The 22,518-nt window shown below is 57.5% G+C and carries 22 protein-coding genes; 13 read left to right on the forward strand and 9 right to left on the reverse strand.

What is annotated here, in order from left to right; all coding sequences use genetic code 11:
• Positions 1 to 129: 129 nt before the first annotated feature.
• Positions 130 to 726 carry a nucleoid occlusion factor SlmA gene (slmA, locus tag BJF97_RS28125; RefSeq protein ID WP_004855507.1) on the forward strand — a complete coding sequence of 199 codons (597 nt, stop codon included), beginning with the start codon at positions 130 to 132 and terminating at the stop codon, positions 724 to 726.
• A gap of 152 nt (positions 727 to 878) precedes the next feature.
• Here the strand turns inward: slmA and pyrE are convergent, their stop codons facing one another.
• Positions 879 to 1,520 carry an orotate phosphoribosyltransferase gene (pyrE, locus tag BJF97_RS28130; protein ID WP_004855508.1) on the reverse strand — a complete coding sequence of 214 codons (642 nt, stop codon included), beginning with the start codon at positions 1,518 to 1,520 and terminating at the stop codon, positions 879 to 881.
• A gap of 65 nt (positions 1,521 to 1,585) precedes the next feature.
• On the reverse strand, positions 1,586 to 2,302 hold the full coding sequence (gene rph, locus BJF97_RS28135) for a ribonuclease PH (protein WP_004106921.1): 717 nt from the start codon (positions 2,300 to 2,302) through the stop codon (positions 1,586 to 1,588).
• Positions 2,303 to 2,425: 123 nt separating this feature from the next.
• On the opposite strand from rph, the gene BJF97_RS28140 reads away from it, so the two are divergent.
• Positions 2,426 to 3,289, forward strand: a complete 864-nt coding sequence (locus BJF97_RS28140) for a YicC/YloC family endoribonuclease (RefSeq protein ID WP_004126669.1) — start codon at positions 2,426 to 2,428, stop codon at positions 3,287 to 3,289.
• A 73-nt stretch (positions 3,290 to 3,362) separates the two neighbouring features.
• On the opposite strand, the gene BJF97_RS28145 is transcribed toward BJF97_RS28140, so the two are convergent.
• Entirely contained in the window at positions 3,363 to 4,622 is a 1,260-nt protein-coding gene (locus BJF97_RS28145; protein WP_032695108.1) for a chloride channel protein, read from the reverse strand.
• 274 nt (positions 4,623 to 4,896) lie between these two features.
• Here BJF97_RS28145 and BJF97_RS28150 point away from each other — a divergent pair, with 274 nt between their 5' ends.
• Positions 4,897 to 5,514, forward strand: coding sequence for a trimeric intracellular cation channel family protein (locus BJF97_RS28150; protein WP_014227255.1), 618 nt, complete (start codon positions 4,897 to 4,899; stop codon positions 5,512 to 5,514).
• Positions 5,515 to 5,519: 5 nt separating this feature from the next.
• Here the strand turns inward: BJF97_RS28150 and ligB are convergent, their stop codons facing one another.
• The gene (gene ligB, locus BJF97_RS28155; protein ID WP_032695110.1) at positions 5,520 to 7,196 is read right to left on the reverse strand and encodes an NAD-dependent DNA ligase LigB; all 1,677 of its coding nucleotides are present in this window, start codon (positions 7,194 to 7,196) and stop codon (positions 5,520 to 5,522) included.
• A 257-nt stretch (positions 7,197 to 7,453) separates the two neighbouring features.
• Here ligB and gmk point away from each other — a divergent pair, with 257 nt between their 5' ends.
• The 7 genes from gmk (at position 7,454) to fpr (ending at position 15,391) form a co-directional block, all read left to right on the forward strand.
• On the forward strand, positions 7,454 to 8,077 hold the full coding sequence (gene gmk / locus BJF97_RS28160) for a guanylate kinase (RefSeq protein WP_004126677.1): 624 nt from the start codon (positions 7,454 to 7,456) through the stop codon (positions 8,075 to 8,077).
• Between the two features lie 54 nt (positions 8,078 to 8,131).
• Positions 8,132 to 8,407 (forward strand): DNA-directed RNA polymerase subunit omega, encoded by a 276-nt coding sequence (gene rpoZ / locus BJF97_RS28165; protein ID WP_004106927.1) that lies wholly within the window; start codon positions 8,132 to 8,134, stop codon positions 8,405 to 8,407.
• A gap of 18 nt (positions 8,408 to 8,425) precedes the next feature.
• Positions 8,426 to 10,546 (forward strand): bifunctional GTP diphosphokinase/guanosine-3',5'-bis pyrophosphate 3'-pyrophosphohydrolase, encoded by a 2,121-nt coding sequence (gene spoT / locus BJF97_RS28170; protein WP_004855514.1) that lies wholly within the window; start codon positions 8,426 to 8,428, stop codon positions 10,544 to 10,546.
• A gap of 164 nt (positions 10,547 to 10,710) precedes the next feature.
• Positions 10,711 to 11,400, forward strand: a complete 690-nt coding sequence (trmH, locus tag BJF97_RS28175; protein WP_004855515.1) for a tRNA (guanosine(18)-2'-O)-methyltransferase TrmH — start codon at positions 10,711 to 10,713, stop codon at positions 11,398 to 11,400.
• Between the two features lie 2 nt (positions 11,401 to 11,402).
• A complete protein-coding gene (recG, locus tag BJF97_RS28180; RefSeq protein ID WP_032695111.1) occupies positions 11,403 to 13,484 on the forward strand; it encodes an ATP-dependent DNA helicase RecG in 2,082 nt (693 codons plus the stop codon).
• Positions 13,485 to 13,537: 53 nt separating this feature from the next.
• Positions 13,538 to 14,548 (forward strand): class II fructose-bisphosphatase, encoded by a 1,011-nt coding sequence (glpX, locus tag BJF97_RS28185; RefSeq protein WP_032695112.1) that lies wholly within the window; start codon positions 13,538 to 13,540, stop codon positions 14,546 to 14,548.
• A gap of 96 nt (positions 14,549 to 14,644) precedes the next feature.
• Positions 14,645 to 15,391 (forward strand): ferredoxin--NADP(+) reductase, encoded by a 747-nt coding sequence (fpr, locus tag BJF97_RS28190; protein ID WP_014227260.1) that lies wholly within the window; start codon positions 14,645 to 14,647, stop codon positions 15,389 to 15,391.
• Here the strand turns inward: fpr and BJF97_RS28195 are convergent, their stop codons facing one another.
• On the reverse strand, positions 15,392 to 15,820 hold the full coding sequence (locus BJF97_RS28195) for a DUF805 domain-containing protein (protein ID WP_032695113.1): 429 nt from the start codon (positions 15,818 to 15,820) through the stop codon (positions 15,392 to 15,394). It lies immediately after the preceding gene.
• Positions 15,821 to 15,932: 112 nt separating this feature from the next.
• On the opposite strand from BJF97_RS28195, the gene BJF97_RS28200 reads away from it, so the two are divergent.
• Together BJF97_RS28200 and tpiA are read left to right on the forward strand one after the other, a co-directional pair.
• Positions 15,933 to 16,532 carry a DUF1454 family protein gene (locus BJF97_RS28200; RefSeq protein WP_004855520.1) on the forward strand — a complete coding sequence of 200 codons (600 nt, stop codon included), beginning with the start codon at positions 15,933 to 15,935 and terminating at the stop codon, positions 16,530 to 16,532.
• Between the two features lie 108 nt (positions 16,533 to 16,640).
• Positions 16,641 to 17,408, forward strand: coding sequence for a triose-phosphate isomerase (tpiA, locus tag BJF97_RS28205; RefSeq protein WP_004855521.1), 768 nt, complete (start codon positions 16,641 to 16,643; stop codon positions 17,406 to 17,408).
• A gap of 94 nt (positions 17,409 to 17,502) precedes the next feature.
• Here tpiA and BJF97_RS28210 read toward each other — a convergent pair whose 3' ends face one another.
• The 4 genes from BJF97_RS28210 to zapB all read right to left on the reverse strand — a co-directional run bounded on the left by BJF97_RS28210 (position 17,503) and on the right by zapB (position 21,220).
• Positions 17,503 to 18,807 carry an SLC13 family permease gene (locus tag BJF97_RS28210; RefSeq protein ID WP_014227261.1) on the reverse strand — a complete coding sequence of 435 codons (1,305 nt, stop codon included), beginning with the start codon at positions 18,805 to 18,807 and terminating at the stop codon, positions 17,503 to 17,505.
• 73 nt (positions 18,808 to 18,880) lie between these two features.
• Complete coding sequence (locus BJF97_RS28215; RefSeq protein ID WP_009652756.1) at positions 18,881 to 19,636, reverse strand: CDP-diacylglycerol diphosphatase; 756 nt, start codon at positions 19,634 to 19,636, stop codon at positions 18,881 to 18,883.
• 197 nt (positions 19,637 to 19,833) lie between these two features.
• Positions 19,834 to 20,823, reverse strand: coding sequence for a sulfate ABC transporter substrate-binding protein (locus tag BJF97_RS28220; RefSeq protein ID WP_004126718.1), 990 nt, complete (start codon positions 20,821 to 20,823; stop codon positions 19,834 to 19,836).
• 151 nt (positions 20,824 to 20,974) lie between these two features.
• Positions 20,975 to 21,220, reverse strand: a complete 246-nt coding sequence (zapB, locus tag BJF97_RS28225; RefSeq protein ID WP_009652751.1) for a septal ring assembly protein ZapB — start codon at positions 21,218 to 21,220, stop codon at positions 20,975 to 20,977.
• A gap of 442 nt (positions 21,221 to 21,662) precedes the next feature.
• Between zapB and BJF97_RS28230 the strand changes: the two genes are divergently transcribed.
• Positions 21,663 to 22,514, forward strand: a complete 852-nt coding sequence (locus BJF97_RS28230) for an MIP/aquaporin family protein (protein WP_004855525.1) — start codon at positions 21,663 to 21,665, stop codon at positions 22,512 to 22,514.
• Positions 22,515 to 22,518: the final 4 nt, after the last annotated feature.

Raw genomic sequence — 22,518 nt, forward strand, 5'->3', positions numbered from 1 at the left:
GCCTGAAGGATGAAGTGGAACCAGCATCGCAAAGCGCACTAATGCAATAACATCACCGCAGGCAACAGCTTGCGGTCGCTTTGTGGGTGCCTGCCTGACAAGTGCTTTTTTTCAGGGGTATTTTAAAACATGGCAGAAAAACAAACTGCGAAAAGGAATCGTCGCGAAGAAATACTTCAATCTCTGGCGCTAATGCTTGAATCCAGCGATGGAAGTCAGCGCATTACCACAGCGAAACTGGCGGCGTCCGTTGGCGTATCCGAAGCGGCTCTGTATCGGCACTTCCCGAGCAAGACCCGCATGTTTGACAGCCTGATTGAATTTATCGAAGACAGCCTGATTACGCGCATCAATTTGATTTTAAAAGATGAAAAAGACACCTCAGCGCGCCTGCGTCTGATTGTGCTGTTGATTCTTGGGTTTGGCGAGCGTAATCCTGGGCTGACAAGAATTCTGACCGGCCATGCGCTGATGTTTGAACAGGACCGGCTTCAGGACCGCATCAATCAGCTGTTCGAGCGCATTGAAGTTCAGCTGCGTCAGGTGTTGCGTGAAAAGAAAATGCGCGAAGGCGAAGGCTATACCGTCGATGAAGCCCTGCTGGCCAGCCAGCTGTTGGCATTCTGCGAAGGGATGCTATCGCGCTTTGTGCGCAGCGAGTTTAAATATCGCCCGACGGACGATTTTGACGCCCGCTGGCCGCTGGTCGCCGCCCAGCTGAAATAATTCTCGCCGGTCTCTGTGCAGCCCGAAGGGCTGCATCTCTTCCCGCAGGAATGCCCGGCATTATCCGCATTGATACCCAGGCGCTCTTCTCGCCGCGGCTGGCCGTTTTGCCAGCAATCGACCCGACAGACCGTTGCCCGCCGGGCAGATGTTTATACGCCGTACGCTTCGCGATAGGCGCGAACGGCAGTCAGGTGTTCAGCCATTTCCGGCTTCTCTTCCAGATAGCTAATCAGGTCTTTCAGCGTCACGATGGAAATTACTTTACAGCCGTAGTCGCGCTCAACTTCCTGAATCGCGGAGATTTCGCCGCGTCCGCGTTCCTGACGATCCAGAGAGATCAGTACGCCGGCCAGCTCAGCGCCGTTGGCCTGAATAATTTCCATCGATTCCCGAATCGCGGTGCCTGCGGTAATAACATCATCCACCAGCATGACGCGGCCCTGCAGCGCGCTCCCCACGAGATTTCCGCCCTCGCCGTGGGTCTTTGCCTCTTTGCGGTTAAAGCAGTAAGGCAGATCGCGGTCATGATGTTCCGCCAGCGCGACCGCCGTGGTCGTGGCGATAGGGATGCCTTTATAGGCCGGGCCGAACAGCAGGTCAAAATCAATCCCGGAATCCACCAGCGCTTCGGCGTAAAAACGGCCTAACAGAGCCAGATCGCGCCCGGTATTAAACAGGCCGGCGTTGAAGAAATAGGGGCTCTTGCGCCCGGATTTCAGCGTAAACTCGCCAAACTTAAGTACCTGCTTGTTAAGCGCAAACTCAATAAACTGGCGCTGATACGGTTTCATGGATTCGCTCCTCATCTTACTTTTCTACGGACAAAAAAAAGGCGACTTCTCAGTCGCCTTAAAAACTAGTTTTGCAACGCCGCTTTCTGCGTCGTGACAATGGATTCGATACCCCCCCGGGCCAATGCCAGCAGGGTGAGGAGTTCTTCATGGGTGAACGGCTCGCCTTCCGCCGTACCCTGCACCTCAATGATGCGGCCATCTTCGGTCATCACCACGTTCATATCGGTTTCCGCCGCGGAATCTTCAACGTATTCCAGATCGCAAATCGCTTCGCCATTCACGATGCCTACGGAGACCGCCGCCACCATTCCTTTCATCGGGTTGGTTTTCAGCTTACCGGCCGCGACCAGCTTATTCAGCGCATCGGCCAGCGCCACGCAGGCTCCGGTGATAGACGCGGTACGGGTGCCGCCGTCTGCCTGCAGCACATCGCAGTCCAGAGTGATGGTGAACTCACCCAGCGCTTTCAGGTCAACCGCCGCGCGCAGCGCACGCGCGATCAGGCGCTGGATTTCCATGGTGCGTCCGCCCTGCTTACCTTTTGCGGCTTCACGCGCGTTACGCGTATGGGTAGAACGCGGCAGCATGCCGTATTCGGCGGTGATCCACCCCTGGCCCTGGCCTTTCAGAAAGCGCGGCACGCCTTCATCAATAGAAGCGGTGCACAATACTTTCGTGTCACCAAATTCGACCAGCACGGAGCCTTCTGCGTGTTTTGTGTAGTTACGGGTCAGGGTTACTGGGCGCACTTGATTAGCGCTACGGCCTGCTGGACGCATGATGTTCTCCGGCTTGAAACGAATGTGGCTGCGCATTATACGGATAATGCGCGCTTATTCCTATCCTGATAAGGCCTCGAAAGCTATAATCCACCCCACTCTCCTTTAAAAACAGGAACGTCTATGATCCGCAGTATGACCGCCTACGCCCGGCGTGAAATCAAGGGTGAATGGGGTAGCGCCGCGTGGGAACTGCGCTCGGTAAACCAACGATATCTGGAAACCTACTTCCGCCTGCCGGAGCAGTTCCGTAGCCTGGAGCCCGTGGTGCGTGAACGTATTCGCTCCCGTCTGACCCGCGGTAAAGTCGAATGTACCCTGCGTTTTGAGCAGGACCCGAGCGCGCAGGGTGAGCTGATCCTTAACGAAAAACTGGCAAAGCAGCTGGTTAACGCCGCCAACTGGGTCAAAATGCAGAGCGACGAAGGCGAAATCAATCCGGTAGATATTCTGCGCTGGCCTGGCGTGATGTCGGCCCATGAACAGGATCTGGACGCCATTGCCGCCGAAATTCTGGGCGCGTTGAACGGTGCGCTGGATGACTTTATCGTCGCCCGCGAAACCGAAGGCCAGGCGCTGAAAGCGCTGATCGAACAGCGTCTCGACGGCGTGACGGCCGAGGTGGCTAAAGTACGTGCCCATATGCCGGAAATTTTGCAGTGGCAGCGCGAGCGTCTGGTTGCCAAGCTGGAAGATGCGGAAGTGCAGCTGGAAAACAACCGCCTCGAGCAGGAGCTGGTGCTGATGGCGCAGCGTATAGACGTCGCCGAAGAGCTGGATCGTCTGGAAGCGCACGTGAAAGAGACGTGGAATATCCTGAAGAAGAAAGAAGCGGTCGGTCGCCGCCTCGACTTTATGATGCAGGAGTTCAACCGCGAGTCGAACACCCTGGCGTCTAAATCAATCAATGCCGAAGTGACGAACTCCGCCATTGAGCTGAAGGTGCTGATCGAACAAATGCGCGAGCAGATTCAGAACATCGAGTAACGGTTTTTCGCTCGCCAACCCACGCACGGACAAAAGGCCATGGTAAATCATGGCCTTTTATTTTCGCTGCGTTTCAGAAGGCGTAGTTCTTATCCAATATCCGGCAGGTTAAAAATGCCCCTGCGGCGCACAGCAGCGTGGGGGCCAGATAGCTGTGATCCATGTGGGTGAACTCCATCACCAGCGCGACCGCCGTTAGCGGCATCTGCATGGATGCGGCGAGAAACGCCGCCGCGCCGACGAGAGCAAAACTGCCGTAATCTCCGCCGGGAAGCAGCTGTTGCCAGAGCATACACAGCAGCAGGCTGGTCAGGCCGCCGACCGCCAGCCCCGGCGTCAGCAGGCCGCCCTCCGCGCCGCCGCGCAGCACCGCCAGAATCACCACCATTTTTAGCGCCAGCAGCATCGCCGCCCCGGGGAAACCCAGTTCATCGCTGAGAGCCAGCTGCATAGGCCCTTTACCGTTTCCCGGAAGCTGGGGGAAATAGAGGCTGAGGACGGCAAGCAGGGAAAACGCCAGCAGACAGAAAACCGGCATCTGCCAGTTGCTTCGAACGCGCGAGCGCGCCGTGCTGGTCGCTTTGCGAAAGAGCCAGGCCCCGGCGCCAAGAATGGGGCCGGCGATAATCGCCCACCAGAGAAATGAATGCGGCAGGATGCCGGAAGTAAAATGGTATTGCGATTCCTCGCCTAACCCGAGCGTTGCCGTCCACGCGGCAATCGCCGAGGTGATAATCGCCGCCAGCGTTTTTTCCCAGCTAAACGACAGCAGCATTACCTCAAGGCTGAATAACGCACCGGCCAGCGGAACGTTATACACCGCCGCCAGGCCCGCACCGGCGCCGCAGGCAACCAGCGTTCGGGTTTCATCCGCCAGCAGTCCCAGCTTACGCGCCACCATCCCTGCCCCCAGCGCGCCCATTTCCCGCGGAGCCACTTCGCGGCCAAGCGGAGAGCCCAGCGCCACGGTGACGATCTGCAGCAGGGCATGAATCGTTGTGGTACCCGCAGGCATTGGCACCGAAGGATTTGCCACCGCTGACGCTATGGAGACTCGCTTCTGCCCATAGCGCCCAAGGAGCCACCAGCCAAATCCTGCGATGACTCCCCCCGCGACGATTGCCGAGAGGCGACGAGGCCAGGATGAATCCGTGACGCCCTGTAGAAATGACTCCGCGCTCACGATCTGCCCGGGGCTGTAGCCAAAGGCCAGGTGCTGAATCGCGTGTAAAATCAGCGCCAGAACCATGCCTGAGAGGCCGGCAAGTAGCCCCGTCAGCACAACGGCAATCAGGCGGGTGAGATAGTTTTTATTGCCAGCTTCTGCAGTCATTTTCTCAGGCCCTGAAGGAGGAAAATAAAAGGATAAAGGTCGAGAGTTAAACAACAGGTATTCATCGCGTTTTCAATATCGATACGCATCGACGGCTTTCACATTACTTTTTATAATCACTAGAAATGAATAAATGACAAATGAACCGTTAAATTCAGCCGATTTAAACCGATCGTGCATTAGTTTAATCAGGTTAAATTCATTCACTTTAGAAAATCTCAATCGTGATCTTGCGCACAAATCGTTAACCTTCCGCCATCACCGTGGGGGATTTATGCTGCTTCATATTCTTTATCTGATTGGGATTACGGCGGAAGCCATGACCGGCGCGCTGGCTGCCGGGCGCCGCCGTATGGATACGTTTGGCGTCATTATCATTGCCACCGCGACGGCCCTCGGAGGCGGTTCAGTGCGCGATATTCTGCTCGGCCACTATCCTCTGGGCTGGGTGCAGCACCCCGAGTACGTCATTATTGTCGCCATTGCTGCGGTCCTGACTACGATTGCCGCGCCGGTGATGCCGCATCTGCGCCGTCTGTTTCTGGTGCTTGATGCGCTCGGCCTGATCGTGTTCTCTATCATTGGCGCCCAGATCGCGCTGGATATGGGCCAGGGCCCGGTCATCGCCTCCATTGCCGCCGTCATCACCGGCGTTTTTGGCGGCGTGCTGCGCGATATGTTCTGCAAGCGTATCCCGCTGGTGTTCCAGAAAGAGCTTTACGCCGGGGTGTCATTCGCCGCCGCGATTTTATACATCGCGCTTCAGCATTACGTCAGCAACCACGATGTGGTGGTGATCTCCACCCTGTTGTTCGGCTTTACCGCCCGCATGCTGGCGCTGCGCTGGAAGCTGGGCCTGCCGGTATTTAACTACAACCATAGCGCACATTAATGCTTTCAGAATCCCGGAACGCGTTGCCCGCTTAGCCACTTCGCCAGTGCGGCAACATCCGGGTGATGTAAGAACGTCACCAGCTGCCGCGCTCTTTCCGCCCCGATCCCCGGCAGGTGCCGCCACTGCTCTTCGTTTCGCTCCTGCATCCGTTGCCAGTCATCCTCCTTCAGCCGGGCAAACGCCGTCTTCGGTATGGGGACTCCCATCGCCTGGATCCAGCGCAGAAAAGGCCGTTCGCGCGCAAGATTGAACTGGTGCCACAGCCTCTGCCCGCGCAGCGTCGAGACCCCCGGTATGGCTTGCAGCCGCTCCGGCGTAAACGCCAGCCATGAAAAGAGATGCTCCATGCTGCGCGCGTCATGCAGGGACCGCCATAGCGCTTCTCCCACGCCGTCAATATCGAGAACCGATCGGGATGAGAGCCAGACCAGCCGCGAAAGAAACTGTTCCGCACACTCGGGCGTGGCAAAATAGCAGGTTAAAGAATTGAAACGCGCCGCCGGTGGCTGGGGTTTATTACGCTGAGCCGTGCGCCAGACGACCGAATCGATGCGCGGTATCCCCTGCCCGGCAAGGCTGATTTGCAGCTGGTCGCCAATACCAATATCCAGATTGTACCAGCGGGATACCGAACCGACGCTCACCCGCTGCACGCGCTTATCGTCCAGCATCTGCGGCTCCAGATGCGCCACCACGGCTATTTTACCGCTGCGCCCGATGCTAAAGCTGATACGGCGAACCTCCATGACGCGCGAGGCGGGCGGGTATTTCCAGGCGATGACCCAATCGCCCTGACCCGGAACCCAGAAGCGCCCGGGAGATGCTTTTTCCCGCCGCACTACGACGCCATCGCTGGCAAAAGGCAGCGGTGAAGTGAACCAGCGCTGGCGCCACTGTTCAACCTGCTGCGCATCCGCGACAGGGTGCGAAAAAAGCGCGCTGTAAAGAAAGCCGCCCTGCCGCAGCAGCGCCAGCCGCTGTTTCATATCCTGCGGCCCATCGGGCCATGCCCAGATAAAGAGACCCAGCTGATTAAGATCCACCGCAGCCTGCTGGCGCATCATCATGCCGGCAACTTTTGCCCGCGCGTTCATGCCGCCCATCTGCTTTTGCACGTGCCCCGCGCGGAGCAGGAACAGCTCACCCTGTAGAACGCTATTCGCCAGTACGCCGTCAGAGACTTTAGGCACAGAGGGGATCTGCAAGACCCTGGCCGTCCAGTCTTCCCCGGCCAGGCCATTACCCCGGCTTATCGCCTGGGTCAGACGCCCCTGCCGATACACGAGCGTGACCGCGACGCCATCGACTTTAGGCTGTACCCACAGGCCGGATTGACCGCGCATCCAGCGCGCCACGTCGGCTTGATTTGCCAGTTTACGCACGCCGGTGTGCGCCACCGGATGTCTGGCCTCCCCTTTTAGGGGAGGAGACGCATCGTGAGCGGGAGCCTCGCCGGTGAAGCAGCGCCGCCAGTAAGCCAGCCGCTCCGCAAGCTGATCATAGACCTCATCGCTTACCGTACTGCTCCCCTGCTGCCAGTAGGCGTTTTTCCATTCCGTTATCTGCTGGCTGAGACGTTCAATCTCCCGATCGGCCCTGGCCTGCGGCCATTCGGGGCAGGCTGCCTGCCCGTATCCCACCAGCATCCACAGCACCAGCGCCCAGACTCCTTTTTGCATCGCGATGCCCTCCTGTTTTCTCGTCGGCAATTGTGCCGCAGGCTTATTTTCATCGGCGAGAGGGGATTTTTAACGCTGCGAGCATGCTTCCGGCTTTTCTGCGTTGTTTCTGCAACGCACGGAGAAATCAGGAAAACAGCAAGCAAAATGAAAGAAAGAACGCAAAAAGTGTGACAGGGACTGCGTCACGCTGCGCCGCCGTGTATAATAGGCTCGTATGTAAGCTCTATTTCGACCACCACATACAAAAGACACTCATGGCTCAAGGCACGCTTTATATTGTTTCCGCCCCTAGCGGCGCGGGTAAATCCAGCCTGATTCAGGCTTTATTAAAAACCCAACCGTTGTACGACTCTCAGGTTTCTGTTTCGCATACCACGCGCGCTCCGCGCCCGGGTGAAGTGCACGGTGAACACTATTTCTTTGTGAATCACGACGAATTCAGGACGATGATTGGCAGAGACGCTTTTCTTGAACATGCAGAAGTCTTTGGCAACTATTACGGCACCTCGCGCGAAGCTATCGAGCAGGTACTGGCGACCGGCGTCGACGTCTTCCTCGATATCGACTGGCAGGGCGCGCAGCAAATCCGCAACAGAATGCCCGGCGCGCGCAGCATTTTTATCCTGCCGCCGTCAAAAGATGAGCTTGATCGTCGCCTGCGCGGCCGCGGTCAGGACAGCGAAGAGGTTATCGCAAAACGTATGGCGCAGGCAGTTGCAGAAATGAGCCATTACGCGGAGTATGATTACCTGATTGTGAATGATGATTTTGATACCGCGCTGAGCGATCTGAAAATTATTATTCGCGCCGAACGTCTGCGCATGAGCCGCCAAAAGCAGCGACATGGCGCTTTAATCACCAAACTGTTGGCAGACTGAACCCACATTCAGTATCATGCCCAGTCATTTCTTCACCTGTGGAGCATTTTAAGTATGGCACGCGTAACTGTTCAGGACGCTGTAGAGAAAATTGGTAACCGTTTTGACCTGGTACTGGTCGCCGCGCGTCGCGCTCGTCAGATGCAGGTAGGCGGAAAGGATCCGCTGGTACCGGAAGAAAACGATAAAACTACCGTTATCGCACTGCGCGAAATCGAAGAAGGTCTGATCAACAACAAGATCCTCGACGTTCGTGAGCGCCAGGAACAGCAAGAGCAGGAAGCCGCTGAATTACAAGCCGTTACCGCTATTGCTGAAGGTCGTCGTTAATCACACTGCGGGTCGCCCTTGTATCTGTTTGAAAGCCTGAATCAGCTGATTCAAAACTACCTGCCCGAAGAGCAAATTAAACGTCTTCGGCAGGCTTATCTCGTTGCACGTGACGCTCACGAGGGCCAGACACGTTCAAGCGGTGAACCCTATATCACGCACCCGGTAGCGGTAGCCTGTATCCTGGCCGAGATGAAACTCGACCATGAAACGCTGATGGCCGCTCTGCTGCACGACGTGATAGAAGATACCCCCGCCACCTACCAGGACATGGAGCAGCTTTTCGGTAAAAGCGTTGCTGAACTGGTAGAGGGGGTGTCAAAACTTGATAAGCTTAAGTTTCGCGACAAGAAAGAGGCCCAGGCTGAAAACTTTCGCAAAATGATTATGGCGATGGTGCAGGATATCCGCGTCATCCTTATCAAGCTCGCTGACCGCACCCATAACATGCGCACGCTGGGCTCATTGCGCCCGGACAAGCGCCGCCGCATCGCCCGCGAAACGCTGGAGATCTACAGCCCTCTGGCGCACCGTTTAGGTATCCATCACATCAAAACCGAGCTCGAAGAATTGGGCTTTGAGGCGCTGTATCCTAACCGCTACCGCGTCATTAAAGAGGTGGTTAAAGCGGCGCGCGGCAACCGTAAGGAGATGATTCAAAAGATCCTCTCCGAAATCGAAGGGCGTTTGCAGGAAGCGGGAATTCCCTGTCGCGTTAGCGGTCGCGAAAAGCATTTGTACTCCATCTACTGCAAGATGGTGCTCAAAGAGCAGCGCTTTCACTCGATTATGGATATCTACGCTTTCCGCGTGATTGTCCATGATTCCGACACCTGCTACCGCGTGCTTGGCCAGATGCACAGCCTTTACAAGCCGCGTCCGGGTCGCGTCAAAGACTATATTGCCATTCCAAAGGCGAACGGCTATCAATCTTTGCACACCTCGATGATCGGCCCGCACGGCGTCCCGGTTGAGGTACAAATTCGTACCGAAGACATGGACCAGATGGCGGAAATGGGGGTGGCGGCGCACTGGGCTTATAAAGAGCACGGCGGCGAGAGCAGCACCACGGCGCAAATCCGCGCCCAGCGCTGGATGCAGAGCCTGCTGGAGCTCCAGCAGAGCGCCGGTAGTTCATTTGAATTTATTGAGAGCGTGAAATCCGATCTGTTCCCGGATGAGATTTACGTTTTCACCCCGGAAGGGCGCATTGTCGAACTGCCCGCCGGCGCGACGCCGGTGGATTTCGCCTACGCGGTGCATACCGACATCGGCCATGCCTGCGTCGGCGCCCGCGTCGACCGCCAGCCGTATCCGCTGTCGCAGTCGCTCTCCAGCGGCCAGACGGTGGAAATCATCACCGCGCCGGGCGCACGTCCGAACGCCGCATGGCTGAACTTTGTCGTCAGCTCGAAAGCGCGCGCCAAAATTCGCCAGCTGCTGAAAAATCTTAAGCGCGACGACTCCGTAAGCCTCGGGCGCCGCCTGCTCAATCACGCCCTCGGCGGTAGCCGCAAGCTGGCCGAGATCCCGCCAGAGAACATTCAGCGTGAACTTGAGCGCATGAAGCTGACCACGCTTGACGATCTGCTGGCCGAAATCGGCCTCGGCAACGCCATGAGCGTCGTGGTAGCAAAAAACCTGCAGCAGGGTGAAACCACCGCCGTGCCTGTACAGCCAGCGCCTGTCGGCCATAATCATCTGCCGATTAAAGGCGCGGATGGCGTGCTGATCACCTTCGCCAAATGCTGCCGCCCGATCCCCGGCGACCCGATTATCGCGCACGTCAGCCCGGGCAAAGGCCTGGTTATTCACCATGAGTCCTGTCGTAACATTCGCGGCTATCAGAAAGAGCCGGAGAAATTTATGGCGGTCGAGTGGGACAAAGAGACAGCGCAGGAATTTATCACCGAAATCAAGGTGGATATGTTCAACCATCAGGGTGCCCTGGCAAATCTTACCGCGGCGATCAACACCGCTTCTTCCAATATTCAAAGCCTGAATACGGAAGAGAAAGATGGCCGCGTTTACAGCGCCTTTATTCGCCTTACCGCGCGCGACCGCGTGCATCTGGCGAATATCATGCGCAAAATTCGCGTCATGCCGGATGTAATAAAAGTCACCCGTAACCGAAACTAGCTCTTCCACAAAATCATTCGAATTGCGTCAAGGCGGCAAGCGAATGACAAATCTGCCGGGAGCAGATTTGAACGCTGCTTACAGCGGCCCCGTAAAGGGCAAGGCCCAGGAATGGGCCGCGTAATCCGCAGCGATTAAAGAGTCATTCGAAGGATGGAAGTATCATGAATTTACAGCGTTATGCGCGTATCTGCGAGATGCTCGCCAGGCGCCAGCCTGACCTGACAGTCTGCATGGAGCAGGTCCATAAGCCTCATAACGTCTCTGCGGTCATTCGTACCGCAGACGCCGTTGGCGTGCATGAAGTGCACGCCATCTGGCCAGGTAGCCGTATGCGTACCATGGCCTCCGCGGCCGCCGGCAGCAATAGCTGGGTGCAGGTCAAAACCCACCGTACTATTGGCGAGGCTGTCACGCATTTAAAAGGCCAGGGCATGCAGATCCTGGCGACCCATCTCTCTGATAACGCCGTCGATTTCCGTGAAATCGACTATACCCGTCCCACCTGTATCCTGATGGGGCAGGAGAAAACCGGCATTACGCAGGAAGCGTTAGACCTGGCGGACCAGGACATCATCATTCCGATGATTGGCATGGTGCAGTCGCTGAACGTTTCCGTCGCCTCAGCGCTTATCCTCTACGAAGCCCAGCGCCAGCGGCAGAACGCCGGCATGTACCGGCGCGAGAACAGTATGCTGCCGGAAGAAGACCAGCAGCGCCTGCTGTTTGAAGGCGGCTATCCGGTGCTGGCGAAGGTCGCTAAACGCAAGGGACTTCCCTACCCCCACGTCAACGAGCAGGGCGAAGTCGAAGCCGATGCCGCGTGGTGGGCCACCATGCAGGCGGCGAAGTAATCATGCAGGGCCGTCTGCTGGATGCGGTGCCGCTCAATTCCCTGACGGGCGTTGGCGCGGCCCAGAGCAGTAAGCTGGCAAAAATCGGCCTGCATACGGTACAGGATCTGCTTCTGCACCTGCCGCTACGCTACGAAGACCGCACCCATCTGTATCACATCGGCGAACTGCTGCCCGGCGTTTACGCCACCGTTGAAGGCGAAGTCCTCAACTGCAACATCACTTTCGGCGGCCGCCGGATGATGACCTGCCAGATAAGCGATGGCTCCGGCATCCTCACCATGCGCTTTTTTAACTTCAGCGCGGCGATGAAAAATAGCCTGGCAACCGGGCGTCGCGTGCTGGCCTACGGAGAGGCGAAGCGCGGTAAGCACGGGGCGGAGATGATCCATCCGGAATATCGGGTTCAGGGCGACATGAGTACCCCTGATTTACAGGAAACGCTGACCCCGGTATATCCCACCACCGAAGGCATCAAGCAGGCTACGCTGCGTAAGCTCACCGACCAGGCGCTGGAGCTGCTTGAAACCTGCGCGATCGCCGAACTGCTGCCGCCTGAGCTGGCGCAAGGGATGATGAGCCTGCCGGACGCCTTGCGCACGCTGCATCGCCCGCCGCCCTCTTTACAGCTTAGCGAGCTGGAAAGCGGCAAACATCCGGCTCAGCGGCGCTTAATCCTGGAAGAGCTGCTGGCGCATAACCTCAGCATGCTGGCGCTGCGGGCAGGCGCCCAGCGCTACCACGCCCTCGCGCTCAGCGCTAACGACACGCTAAAAGATAAGCTGCTGGCCTCCCTCCCCTTTACGCCGACCGGCGCGCAGGCGCGCGTCACGGCTGAAATCGAGCGCGATATGGCGCTGGACGTGCCGATGATGCGTCTGGTGCAGGGGGACGTGGGCTCCGGTAAAACCCTGGTCGCCGCGCTTGCCGCCCTGCGCGCCATCGCTCACGGCAAACAGGTAGCGCTGATGGCGCCGACCGAGCTGCTGGCTGAACAGCACGCCAATAACTTCCGCAGCTGGTTCGAACCGCTGGGCGTTGAGGTGGGCTGGCTGGCGGGCAAACAAAAAGGCAAAGCGCGCCTGGCGCAGCAGGAGGCTATCGCCAGCGGACAGGTGCAGATGATTGTCGGCACCCACGCCATCTTTCAGGAGCAGGTCCAGTTTAACGGCCTCGCGTTGGTGATTATCGACGAGCAGCACCGTTTTGGCGTCCATCAGCGGCTGGCGCTGTGGGAGAAAGGGCAACAGCAGGGATTTCATCCGCACCAGCTGATTATGACCGCCACGCCGATTCCGCGCACCCTGGCGATGACCGCGTATGCCGACCTCGACACCTCGGTCATCGATGAACTGCCGCCGGGCCGAACGCCGGTTACGACGGTGGCCATTCCGGATACGCGACGCAGCGATATTATTGACCGCGTACGTAACGCCTGCACTCACGAAGGCCGCCAGGCCTACTGGGTTTGTACGCTGATTGAAGAGTCGGATCTGCTGGAAGCTCAGGCGGCGGAAGCCACCTGGGAAGAGCTGAAGCTCGCCCTGCCGGAGCTGAATATCGGCCTGGTGCACGGGCGTATGAAATCCGCCGAGAAGCAGGCGGTAATGAGAGCGTTCAAGCAGGGCGAGCTGCATCTGCTGGTCGCCACCACGGTGATTGAAGTCGGCGTGGACGTGCCCAACTCCAGCCTGATGATCATCGAAAACCCGGAGCGTCTGGGGCTGGCGCAGCTGCACCAGCTCCGAGGGCGCGTCGGGCGCGGTGCGGTAGCCTCCCACTGCGTGCTGCTCTATAAATCGCCGCTGTCAAAAACCGCCCAGAAGCGCCTGCAGGTTCTGCGCGATAGCAATGACGGTTTCGTCATCGCCCAAAAAGACCTGGAAATTCGCGGTCCCGGCGAGCTGCTCGGCACCCGTCAGACCGGCAACGCTGAATTTAAAGTCGCGGACTTATTGCGCGATCAGGCCATGATCCCGGAAGTTCAGCGCATCGCCCGCCATATTCACGAACGCTATCCCCAGCAGGCACAGGCGCTGATAGAGCGCTGGATGCCGGAAACCGAACGCTATTCCAACGCGTAGCGCGAACGTCATCTCGCCACGCTGCGCATAATTTTTATTCAGATGAGTGGATTATGAAACGAGAACTGGCCATCGAATTTTCGCGCGTAACCGAAGCCGCCGCGCTGGCAGGCTACAAATGGTTAGGCCGCGGTGATAAAAATACCGCCGACGGCGCCGCCGTCAACGCCATGCGCATTATGCTCAACCTGATCAACATCGACGGCACTATCGTGATTGGCGAAGGCGAAATCGACGAAGCGCCGATGCTGTACATTGGCGAGCGCGTCGGTACCGGCCACGGCGATGCGGTAGATATCGCCGTCGATCCCATCGAAGGCACCCGCATGACGGCGATGGGCCAGGCGAACGCGCTGGCGGTGATGGCGGTAGGCGATAAGGGCTGTTTCCTGAATGCGCCGGATATGTACATGGAAAAGCTGATTGTCGGCCCGGGAGCGAAGGGCACCATCGATCTGAAACTGCCGCTGGCGGAGAACCTGCATAATATCGCCCGCGCGCTGAATAAGCCGCTGAGTGAATTAACGGTCACCATCTTAGCCAAGCCACGCCATGACGACGTCATTGTTGAGCTGCAAAAGCTGGGCGTGCGCGTGTTCGCCATCCCCGACGGCGACGTTGCCGCCTCTATTCTGACCTGCATGCCGGACAGCGAAGTTGACGTCATGTACGGTATCGGCGGCGCGCCGGAAGGCGTCGTTTCCGCTGCGGTGATCCGCGCGCTGGACGGCGATATGAACGGCCGACTGCTGGCGCGTCACCACGTGAAGGGCGACAGCGAAGAGAACCGCCGTATCGGCGAAAACGAGCTGGCACGCTGTCAGGCGATGGGCATTGAAGCAGGCAAAGTGCTGCGCCTGGACGATATGGCGCGCAGCGACAACGTGGTTTTCTCGGCAACCGGCATCACCAAGGGCGATCTGCTGGACGGTATCACCCGTAAAGGCAATATGGCCACCACCGAAACCCTGCTGATCCGCGGTAAATCCCGCACTATCCGCCGTATTCAATCGATTCATTATCTCGATCGCAAAGACCCGGATATTCAGCTGCACATCCTGTAAAAACATTTGATCAATAGAGCTTTCCAGCCTTTTCGGGCTGGAAATCTGCTCTCGTCGCGGTGAAGATACGTTAACAGGATTGAGAGGAGAGTCGCTATGGCAAACTGGGTTACGGGCAAAGTGGTAAAAGTACAGAACTGGACTGATGCACTGTTTAGCCTCACCGTTCACGCGCCGGTTGCGCCCTTCACCGCTGGGCAGTTTGCCAAACTGGGGCTGGACGTAGACGGAGAACGCGTGCAGCGCGCCTATTCCTACGTCAACGCCCCCAGCAACCCCGATCTTGAGTTCTATCTGGTGACGGTTCCGGAGGGCAAGCTCAGCCCGCGGCTGGCGGCACTGAAGCCGGGCGATGAAGTCCAGGTGGTCAGCGAAGCCGCCGGTTTCTTCGTTCTGGAAGAGGTGCCGGATTGCGACACCCTATGGATGCTCGCCACCGGCACGGCGATTGGCCCGTACCTGTCAATTCTGGAAGAAGGGAAGGACCTGGATCGCTTTAAAAACCTGGTACTGGTGCACGCCGCGCGCTATGCCGCCGACCTCAGCTATCTGCCGCAGATGCAGGCGCTGGAAGCGCGCTATGCGGGAAAACTGCGCATCCAGTCGGTCGTGAGCCGGGAAACCGCGCCGGGCATGCTCACGGGACGTATCCCGTTCCTGATTGAAACCGGCGCGCTGGAAGAGGCCGTCGGCCTGCCGATGAACGCCGAGAGCAGCCACGTCATGCTGTGCGGTAACCCGCAGATGGTGCGCGACACCCAGCAGCTGCTGAAAGAGACCCGGCAGATGAGCAAGCACCTGCGTCGCCGGCCGGGTCATATGACCGCCGAACACTACTGGTAATCAGGATTCCGCTTTCCAGCGCACGCCCAGCGTCTCTTTACCAAACTTATTCGCGCCCTGGGTACCGACAAACGCGCCCAGGTCGATCAGCATCATGACGATAATCAGCGTCGGTATAAACCGCCCGACGCCCCACTGCCAGACCCCAGGCAGCATCGACCAGTTGCCCGCCAGCAGCATCCACGCCAGAATCATCAGCAGCGCCCAGAGCCCGGATTTACCCCGATCGTGCAGGCGTTTAATGGTCACCGCCGCCGTCGGCCACAGCAGGCACACCAGAATAAAAGCCGCCGTCTGTAAATTGAGAAGGTTACTACCGGCCAGCGTGAACAGCGCGCTCATGGTCATTATCCAGATAGCGATCCAGATCCAGAAGTCGCGACGTCCAATCCGCCCTTTAATTGAGAATAGCCACTGCTGTAGGGTCATGTTTTATTCCTTATCATCATCACCGACGTAGTTTACCCTGAAGGCGTGACTTTTTGACAAGCGTGACGGTTCTCGTTTTAATCGTCAGCAGATAAAAAAAGGGAAGATGGGCATGAAGAAGTGGGCAACCTTATGTTTAATTGGGCTGGCGGCATTATCCGTCGGCCAAAAAGCGTTGTCCGCCGAGTCAGACGCCAGCGCTACGGCGCCCTATCTTCTCTCCGGCGCGCCGGCCTTTGATATTTCCATCAGCGAGTTTCGGGAAAAATTCAACAACGATAACCCGAAGCTATCGCTCAATGAATTTCGCGCCGTCGCCGCCAGCAAAGACCAGGCAAACCTGACCCGCGCCGCCACGAAGATCAATGAGAACCTTTACGCGTCGACCGCGCTTGAACGCGGCACGCTCAAAATTAAATCGATGCAGATCACCTGGCTACCGATTCAGGGGCCGCAGCAGAAAGCGGCGAAAGCGAGAGCCCAGGAGTATATGAGCGCCGTGATGCGCGCGTTCGTACCCACGCTCAGCCTGACGCAAAGCCAGCAGAAGCTGCAGAAACTGCTGACCGCCGGAAAAGGCAAACGTTACTTCTCCGAAACGGAAGGTGCTGTGCGCTATGTGGTGGCGGACAACGGCGAAAAGGGGCTGACCTTCGCTGTTGAACCGATTAAGCTGGCGCTATCTGAAACGCTGGAAAACAACAATAAATGACAAAAAGCAAAGCCTTTCCAGTGATGAATCTCTATACTGTTTCACAGACCATGCTGCCCGCGGGGGCGGCTATATTCCTTAATTCGCTTTAAAGCGTGGAGAATAAAAATGCGACATCCTTTAGTGATGGGTAACTGGAAACTGAACGGCAGCCGCCACATGGTAAACGAACTGGTCGCGAACCTGCGTACCGAACTGGCTGGCGTAACCGGCTGTGCAGTTGCCATTGCTCCGCCTGAGATGTACATCGACCTGGCTAAACAAGCCGCTGCGGGCAGCCACATTCACCTGGGCGCGCAGAACGTTGACCTGAACCTGTCCGGCGCGTTCACTGGCGAAACCTCTGCCGAAATGCTGAAAGACATCGGCGCTGAATACATCATCATCGGCCACTCCGAGCGCCGTACCTACCACAAAGAGTCCGACGAGTTTATCGCCAGGAAATTCGCGGTACTGAAAGAGCAGGGTCTGATCCCGGTTCTGTGCATCGGTGAAACCGAAGCGGAAAACGAAGCGGGCAAAACGGAAGAAGTGTGCGCGCGTCAGATCGACGCCGTTCTGAAAACCCAGGGCGCGGCGGCGTTCGAAGGCGCAGTTATCGCTTATGAGCCCGTATGGGCGATCGGTACCGGCAAATCCGCTACCCCGGCTCAGGCTCAGGCTGTACACAAATTCATTCGCGACCACATCGCTAAAGCTGATGCGAAAGTGGCTGAACAAGTGATCATCCAGTACGGCGGTTCCGTTAACGCGGGCAACGCAGCAGAGCTGTTCACCCAGCCGGACATCGACGGCGCGCTGGTTGGCGGCGCATCCCTGAAAGCTGACGCTTTCGCGGTGATCGTTAAAGCAGCAGAAGCCGCGAAAAAAGCGTAATTCGCTTTAAGGCCTTTCCCCGGTCGCGCTTTGCAACCGGGGTTATCGCCCGGTTGCCCGGCCAGGTTCCGGGAAAATCCCCGAGCGGTGCAGCCTACAGTTTCCCCAACGCCTGATACCACAGGTAGTCCAGCGGCAGCAGAATCAAATAGCTTACCGCCGCCAGCGCAATACACAGCAGCATTCCCGCCCTTGCAGGCACTTTCCCCAGCCCCATTGCCACCACAATCGGTGATGCCTGATACGGCAGCAGCGGCGTGGAGTATCCCAGCACCTGAATCATAATCACGCTCAGCAGCGGGAAACCGGTCGCATCGGAGAAGCTCTGCGCGAAGGTGGTATACAGCGCCGGTACGCCGTTAGCGGTCATGATAAAGTTCAGCGCGCTGGTAATGCCGGTCAATGCGAGAAAGCTGGTGAACGGACTCTCTTTATCCAGCGGCATAATCTGCAGCAGGGCATTCCCCACCACGCCGCCGATACCGGTTTGCGTCACGGTGATAGCCAGCCCCAAAATCCCGGCGACGTAAATACAGGTGCGGATATTCACGCCGCTGGAAAACTCCTCGCCGCTGATAAAACCGACCCGCGGCAGCAGAGTTATCACCGCCGCCGCCAGCCCCGTCCAGGCCGGCCCCACGCCGTGCCAGCTCTCCGTCACCCAGAGCGTCAGCACTACCACCAGCAGCCACGCCAGGCGCTTCTCATCGCGGCTCATCGGCGGCAGCGGCGTCATGTCGCGCGGCGGGTGCGGTTTTCCGGGAAACAGCCAGCATATCAGGGCGATCAGCACAGCCCCTTTGAGCCAGCCGAGCACCGGCGTATGCAGCAGTAAATAGGGAAGATAATTCAAATGGATACCATACGATCCCTCCGCCGCGCCGCTCATCACCAGATTCGGGACGTTGGCGGGCAGGATGGTGGCAGACAGCTGGAAGGTCCCGAACCCCACCGCCAGCGCCAGGCCAAACCACGGGCGCGTCCCCTCTTCAATGCCGGCACGCCTGGCCATTGCCGCCACAATCGGCATCAGCAGCGCGATACGCCCCATATTGGACGGCATCACAAACGCCAGCGCATAGCTGAGCAGCACCACGCTGCCGACCATCAGCGGCCAGGAGTCGGTCAGCCGCGACGAGAGCGACCGGGCCGCTCTGTCCGCCAGCCCGGTTTTGCGTATGGCGATCCCCAGCACAAATCCGCTGAACACCAGCCAGAACGCCGATGAGGCAAAGCCGCCGAAAATGACCTCCGGCGGCGCGATTTTGGCGATCATCGCTGCGGCAAAAAACAGCAGCGCGGTCATAAACTCCGGCAGTAGCGAAGTCGCCCAGAGGAGAATAGTGATGCCGACGATGATAGAAGGAAGGAACAGAGGGTGGGACAACCAGAGCGACATACCTGTCTCCTGTCGATTTTTTCAGCAAGAATACGACGGACGATAAGACAGGTAAACGCCAGATATGGTGGGGTTATTGCAGGATTGCGCAGCTGTGATCCTGAATCTCTTCCGCCGATGCGCGATTAAGCGTTAGCAGGTTACGCTCGGTCGCCAGCAGCACCAGCGAGCCATCGCTCTGCTTTGCCATCGCCAGCGCAAAACGGCCCATATGTTCACGCGCTTCCGGCACCTCTTCGGCCAGCATCAGGAACGGGCTGCGCTGCGCCAGCTCCGTTTCGGTGACCCGACGCGCCAGATATTCGTGGCCCAGTAGTCCACCGGGCAGCGGCAACCAGCGGCTGCTGATAGCGGGCGCGTCCTTGTCCAGCTGAGTACGGACATCGGGACGCAGGCAGGAGATATGGATATGGAAATGATTTTGCGTCCGTCCGCTGCGCGAGTTGATGGTCAAGGAGACCGCGTCATCCGATACGGCGGAACCACGATGCTGGCTCATGATTTCGCGCCCCTGCCAGGCCTGCCAGAAGAAGTTCGGCGTCAGGGGATTAAGCAGCAGCGGACTTTCGGTGCCGTTAATACGGTAAGTCGGCATCAGCAGATACTGCAGCGGGCCATTGCGGTCTTTAAACAGCACATAGCCGCCCTTGAGGTTCACTTCCGCACAGGGCGCGGGATTCTGGTGCTGCTGTTGATTGGGGACGCACTGTTGCAGAACAATTTTGCGCAACGCATCAGGGTTGCCGGAATGAAGCCAGTAGTAGCCGCCGGCCATCGCCGCCACAACGACCACCAGCAGCGCTAATAAAAGGTATCGTACTCTTCGCATTATTTTTTCCTGTCTCAGCCAGAAACGGAAGAGTAACGCAGTTTGATGACCAAATGAAAACAGGAAGAGGTTCGGTGTGTTTTCCCGGAGGCGGCGCTACCAGACTTCTCAGCCCCGGGTCGCGGCTTACGCCTGTCCGGGCGACAAGAGTTGTATCCCCGCTAAGCGCAGCGCAAGCGGGGATAAGGAGAGGCTATTTAACGCTGGTTGATCTGGTCGAAGGTGCCGCCGTTGGAAAAGTGCTCTTTCTGCGCTTTCGTCCAGCCGCCAAACACGTCATCGATGGTGAACAGCTTCAGTTTCGGGAACTCATTCGCGTATTTTTTCGCTATCTCAGGATCGCGCGGACGATAGAAGTTCTTCGCCGCAATCTCCTGGCCTTCCGGCGAGTAGAGGTACTTCAGATACGCTTCCGCCACCTGGCGAGTGCCCTTCTTGTCGACCACTTTATCCACCACGGAAACCGTCGGCTCGGCGAGAATCGATTCGCTCGGGGTCACGATCTCAAATTTGTCTTTACCCAGTTCGTTGGTCGCCAGCAGGGCTTCGTTTTCCCAGGCAATCAGCACATCGCCGATCCCACGTTCCACGAAGGTGTTGGTCGCACCACGGGCGCCGGAATCCAGCACCTCGACGTTCTTAAACAGCGCTTTTACGAACTCTTGCGCCTTCGCCTGGTCGCCATTGTTCTGGTGCAGGGCATAGCCCCATGCCGCCAGATAGTTCCAGCGCGCGCCGCCGGAGCTTTTCGGGTTCGGGGTAATCACCGACACGCCCGGTTTAATCAGGTCGTTCCAGTCGTGAATCTGCTTCGGGTTGCCTTTGCGTACGAGGAACACGATGGTGGAGGTGTACGGCGCGGAGTTATCCGGCAGACGCTTCAGCCAGTTTTTGTCGATTCGGCCACGTTCGGCAATCGCATCGACGTCATAGGCCAGCGCAAGGGTCACCACGTCGGCTTCAATGCCGTTGATCACCGAGGTCGCCTGTTTGCCGGAGCCGCCGTGGGACTGACGAATCACCACGTTGTCGCCGGTTTCTTGTTTCCAGTGCGCGCTAAAGGCTTTGTTGTACTGTTCGTACAGCTCGCGCGTTGGATCGTAAGAAACGTTTAATAGTTGAATGTCTTTTGCCAGAACGCTGGCGGATGCCAGCAACAGAGTTAACCCCACGCCCCACTTATTCATCGCACCGCTCTCTTTATGTAGTGTTGTGATGGATTAAGCGTGCCAGAAAGCGGACTGATGATTAAAGAATAAAAAAAGATTGGCTATAACTTGTGAGTATATAGAGCGGGGGAGAGTTTACCCCCTCCCGAGCGGGAGGGGGCGGGAAGCATCAGACTTCTTCCATGCGGCCCAGCAGCGCCTGCAGACGATCCTGCCAGCCCTGCTGCTGTTCTTTCAGCTGACCGTTTTCACGCTCAAGCTCTTCACGGCTGTGCTGCGCGCTCTGTACTTCCTGCGCCAGCGTGTTGTTCTTCTCTTTCAGCTCTTCGATTTCCATCTGTAACAGAGTGATGGTATCAATCGCCTGCTGAACTTTAGATTCTAATTTCTCAAACACTTCTAATGACATCGTCATACCTCTCCTGAACTTGCAAGGCGTTGATAGAAACCGTCCGTTTCGTATACGCGTTGACGCCTTAACGAAAATTAGCGCACTACAGTGGTGATGTAGTCGATTGTATGAAGCCCCGCCTCCCCTGTCCAGCGACAACCCGCGTAGATTGCGGTTTGCAACACTTTTCAGCCTTTACCTGGTCCGTTCGCCGCTTTTACCCGGTACTTTTTCGTAATTGTTAATCAACACGTAAAAAAATGTGCGGTGAAACGCTCCCGCAAAAGGCCGAACACGCGTTTATGGCGCGAAAACGCTCATTTTCTTGACGTGGTACACACATTTGAATTTCGATATTTCTCGTTTTTGTTCGTTAACGATAAATTAACACTATGCCTACATGGCAGCGTGGTCGCCTGCGACCTTCACACATACAATAATCATCACTACGCTTCAGGATTCGATTATGAGCCAAACATCAACACTAAAAGGCCAGTGCATCGCAGAGTTCCTCGGTACCGGGTTGTTGATCTTTTTCGGCGTTGGGTGCGTCGCTGCGCTTAAGGTCGCGGGAGCCAGCTTCGGTCAGTGGGAAATCAGCATCATCTGGGGTCTGGGCGTCGCCATGGCGATTTACCTGACCGCAGGGGTTTCCGGTGCGCACCTTAACCCGGCGGTCACCATCGCGCTGTGGCTGTTCGCCTGCTTTGACGGTCGTAAAGTTGTTCCTTTTATCGTTGCGCAATTCGCTGGCGCCTTTTGCGCTGCGGCTTTAGTTTACGGGCTTTATTACAATCTTTTCTTCGATTTCGAACATACCCACAATATGGTGCGCGGTAGCGTCGAAAGTCTCGAGCTGGCAGGCATTTTCTCCACCTATCCGAATCCGCATATCAATTTTGTGCAGGCCTTCGCGGTAGAAATGGTGATTACCGCTATCCTGATGGGCGTCATTCTGGCGCTGACCGACGATGGTAACGGCGTGCCGCGTGGCCCGCTGGCGCCGCTGCTGATTGGTCTGCTGATCGCCGTCATCGGCGCATCCATGGGCCCGCTGACCGGCTTCGCCATGAACCCGGCGCGTGATATCGGACCGAAAGCCTTCGCCTGGCTGGCAGGCTGGGGCAACGTCGCCTTCACCGGCGGCAAAGATATTCCTTATTTCCTGGTGCCGCTGTGTGCGCCAATCGTCGGTGCTGCGCTGGGCGCATTCTGCTACCGCAAGCTGATTGGCCGCCACCTGCCTTGCGACACCTGCGTCGTCGAAGAGAAAGAAGCCGCATCCCCCTCTACGACGCAACACAAAGCTTCGCTGTAATCTG

The organism is Klebsiella sp. LTGPAF-6F, assembly GCF_001753185.1.
Lineage (GTDB): Bacteria > Pseudomonadota > Gammaproteobacteria > Enterobacterales > Enterobacteriaceae > Klebsiella > Klebsiella michiganensis.

Coding starts and splice junctions, on each gene's coding strand:
- zapB (WP_009652751.1), bottom strand. CDS start 21,220: ATGACGATGTCATTAGAAGTGTTTGAGAAATTAGAATCTAAAGTTCAG.
- BJF97_RS28200 (WP_004855520.1), top strand. CDS start 15,933: ATGAAGAAGTGGGCAACCTTATGTTTAATTGGGCTGGCGGCATTATCC.
- BJF97_RS28220 (WP_004126718.1), bottom strand. CDS start 20,823: ATGAATAAGTGGGGCGTGGGGTTAACTCTGTTGCTGGCATCCGCCAGC.
- rpoZ (WP_004106927.1), top strand. CDS start 8,132: ATGGCACGCGTAACTGTTCAGGACGCTGTAGAGAAAATTGGTAACCGT.
- gmk (WP_004126677.1), top strand. CDS start 7,454: ATGGCTCAAGGCACGCTTTATATTGTTTCCGCCCCTAGCGGCGCGGGT.
- BJF97_RS28150 (WP_014227255.1), top strand. CDS start 4,897: ATGCTGCTTCATATTCTTTATCTGATTGGGATTACGGCGGAAGCCATG.
- BJF97_RS28195 (WP_032695113.1), bottom strand. CDS start 15,820: ATGACCCTACAGCAGTGGCTATTCTCAATTAAAGGGCGGATTGGACGT.
- fpr (WP_014227260.1), top strand. CDS start 14,645: ATGGCAAACTGGGTTACGGGCAAAGTGGTAAAAGTACAGAACTGGACT.
- BJF97_RS28210 (WP_014227261.1), bottom strand. CDS start 18,807: ATGTCGCTCTGGTTGTCCCACCCTCTGTTCCTTCCTTCTATCATCGTC.
- tpiA (WP_004855521.1), top strand. CDS start 16,641: ATGCGACATCCTTTAGTGATGGGTAACTGGAAACTGAACGGCAGCCGC.
- trmH (WP_004855515.1), top strand. CDS start 10,711: ATGAATTTACAGCGTTATGCGCGTATCTGCGAGATGCTCGCCAGGCGC.
- slmA (WP_004855507.1), top strand. CDS start 130: ATGGCAGAAAAACAAACTGCGAAAAGGAATCGTCGCGAAGAAATACTT.
- pyrE (WP_004855508.1), bottom strand. CDS start 1,520: ATGAAACCGTATCAGCGCCAGTTTATTGAGTTTGCGCTTAACAAGCAG.
- BJF97_RS28215 (WP_009652756.1), bottom strand. CDS start 19,636: ATGCGAAGAGTACGATACCTTTTATTAGCGCTGCTGGTGGTCGTTGTG.
- rph (WP_004106921.1), bottom strand. CDS start 2,302: ATGCGTCCAGCAGGCCGTAGCGCTAATCAAGTGCGCCCAGTAACCCTG.
- ligB (WP_032695110.1), bottom strand. CDS start 7,196: ATGCAAAAAGGAGTCTGGGCGCTGGTGCTGTGGATGCTGGTGGGATAC.
- glpX (WP_032695112.1), top strand. CDS start 13,538: ATGAAACGAGAACTGGCCATCGAATTTTCGCGCGTAACCGAAGCCGCC.
- BJF97_RS28140 (WP_004126669.1), top strand. CDS start 2,426: ATGATCCGCAGTATGACCGCCTACGCCCGGCGTGAAATCAAGGGTGAA.
- BJF97_RS28230 (WP_004855525.1), top strand. CDS start 21,663: ATGAGCCAAACATCAACACTAAAAGGCCAGTGCATCGCAGAGTTCCTC.
- BJF97_RS28145 (WP_032695108.1), bottom strand. CDS start 4,622: ATGACTGCAGAAGCTGGCAATAAAAACTATCTCACCCGCCTGATTGCC.
- recG (WP_032695111.1), top strand. CDS start 11,403: ATGCAGGGCCGTCTGCTGGATGCGGTGCCGCTCAATTCCCTGACGGGC.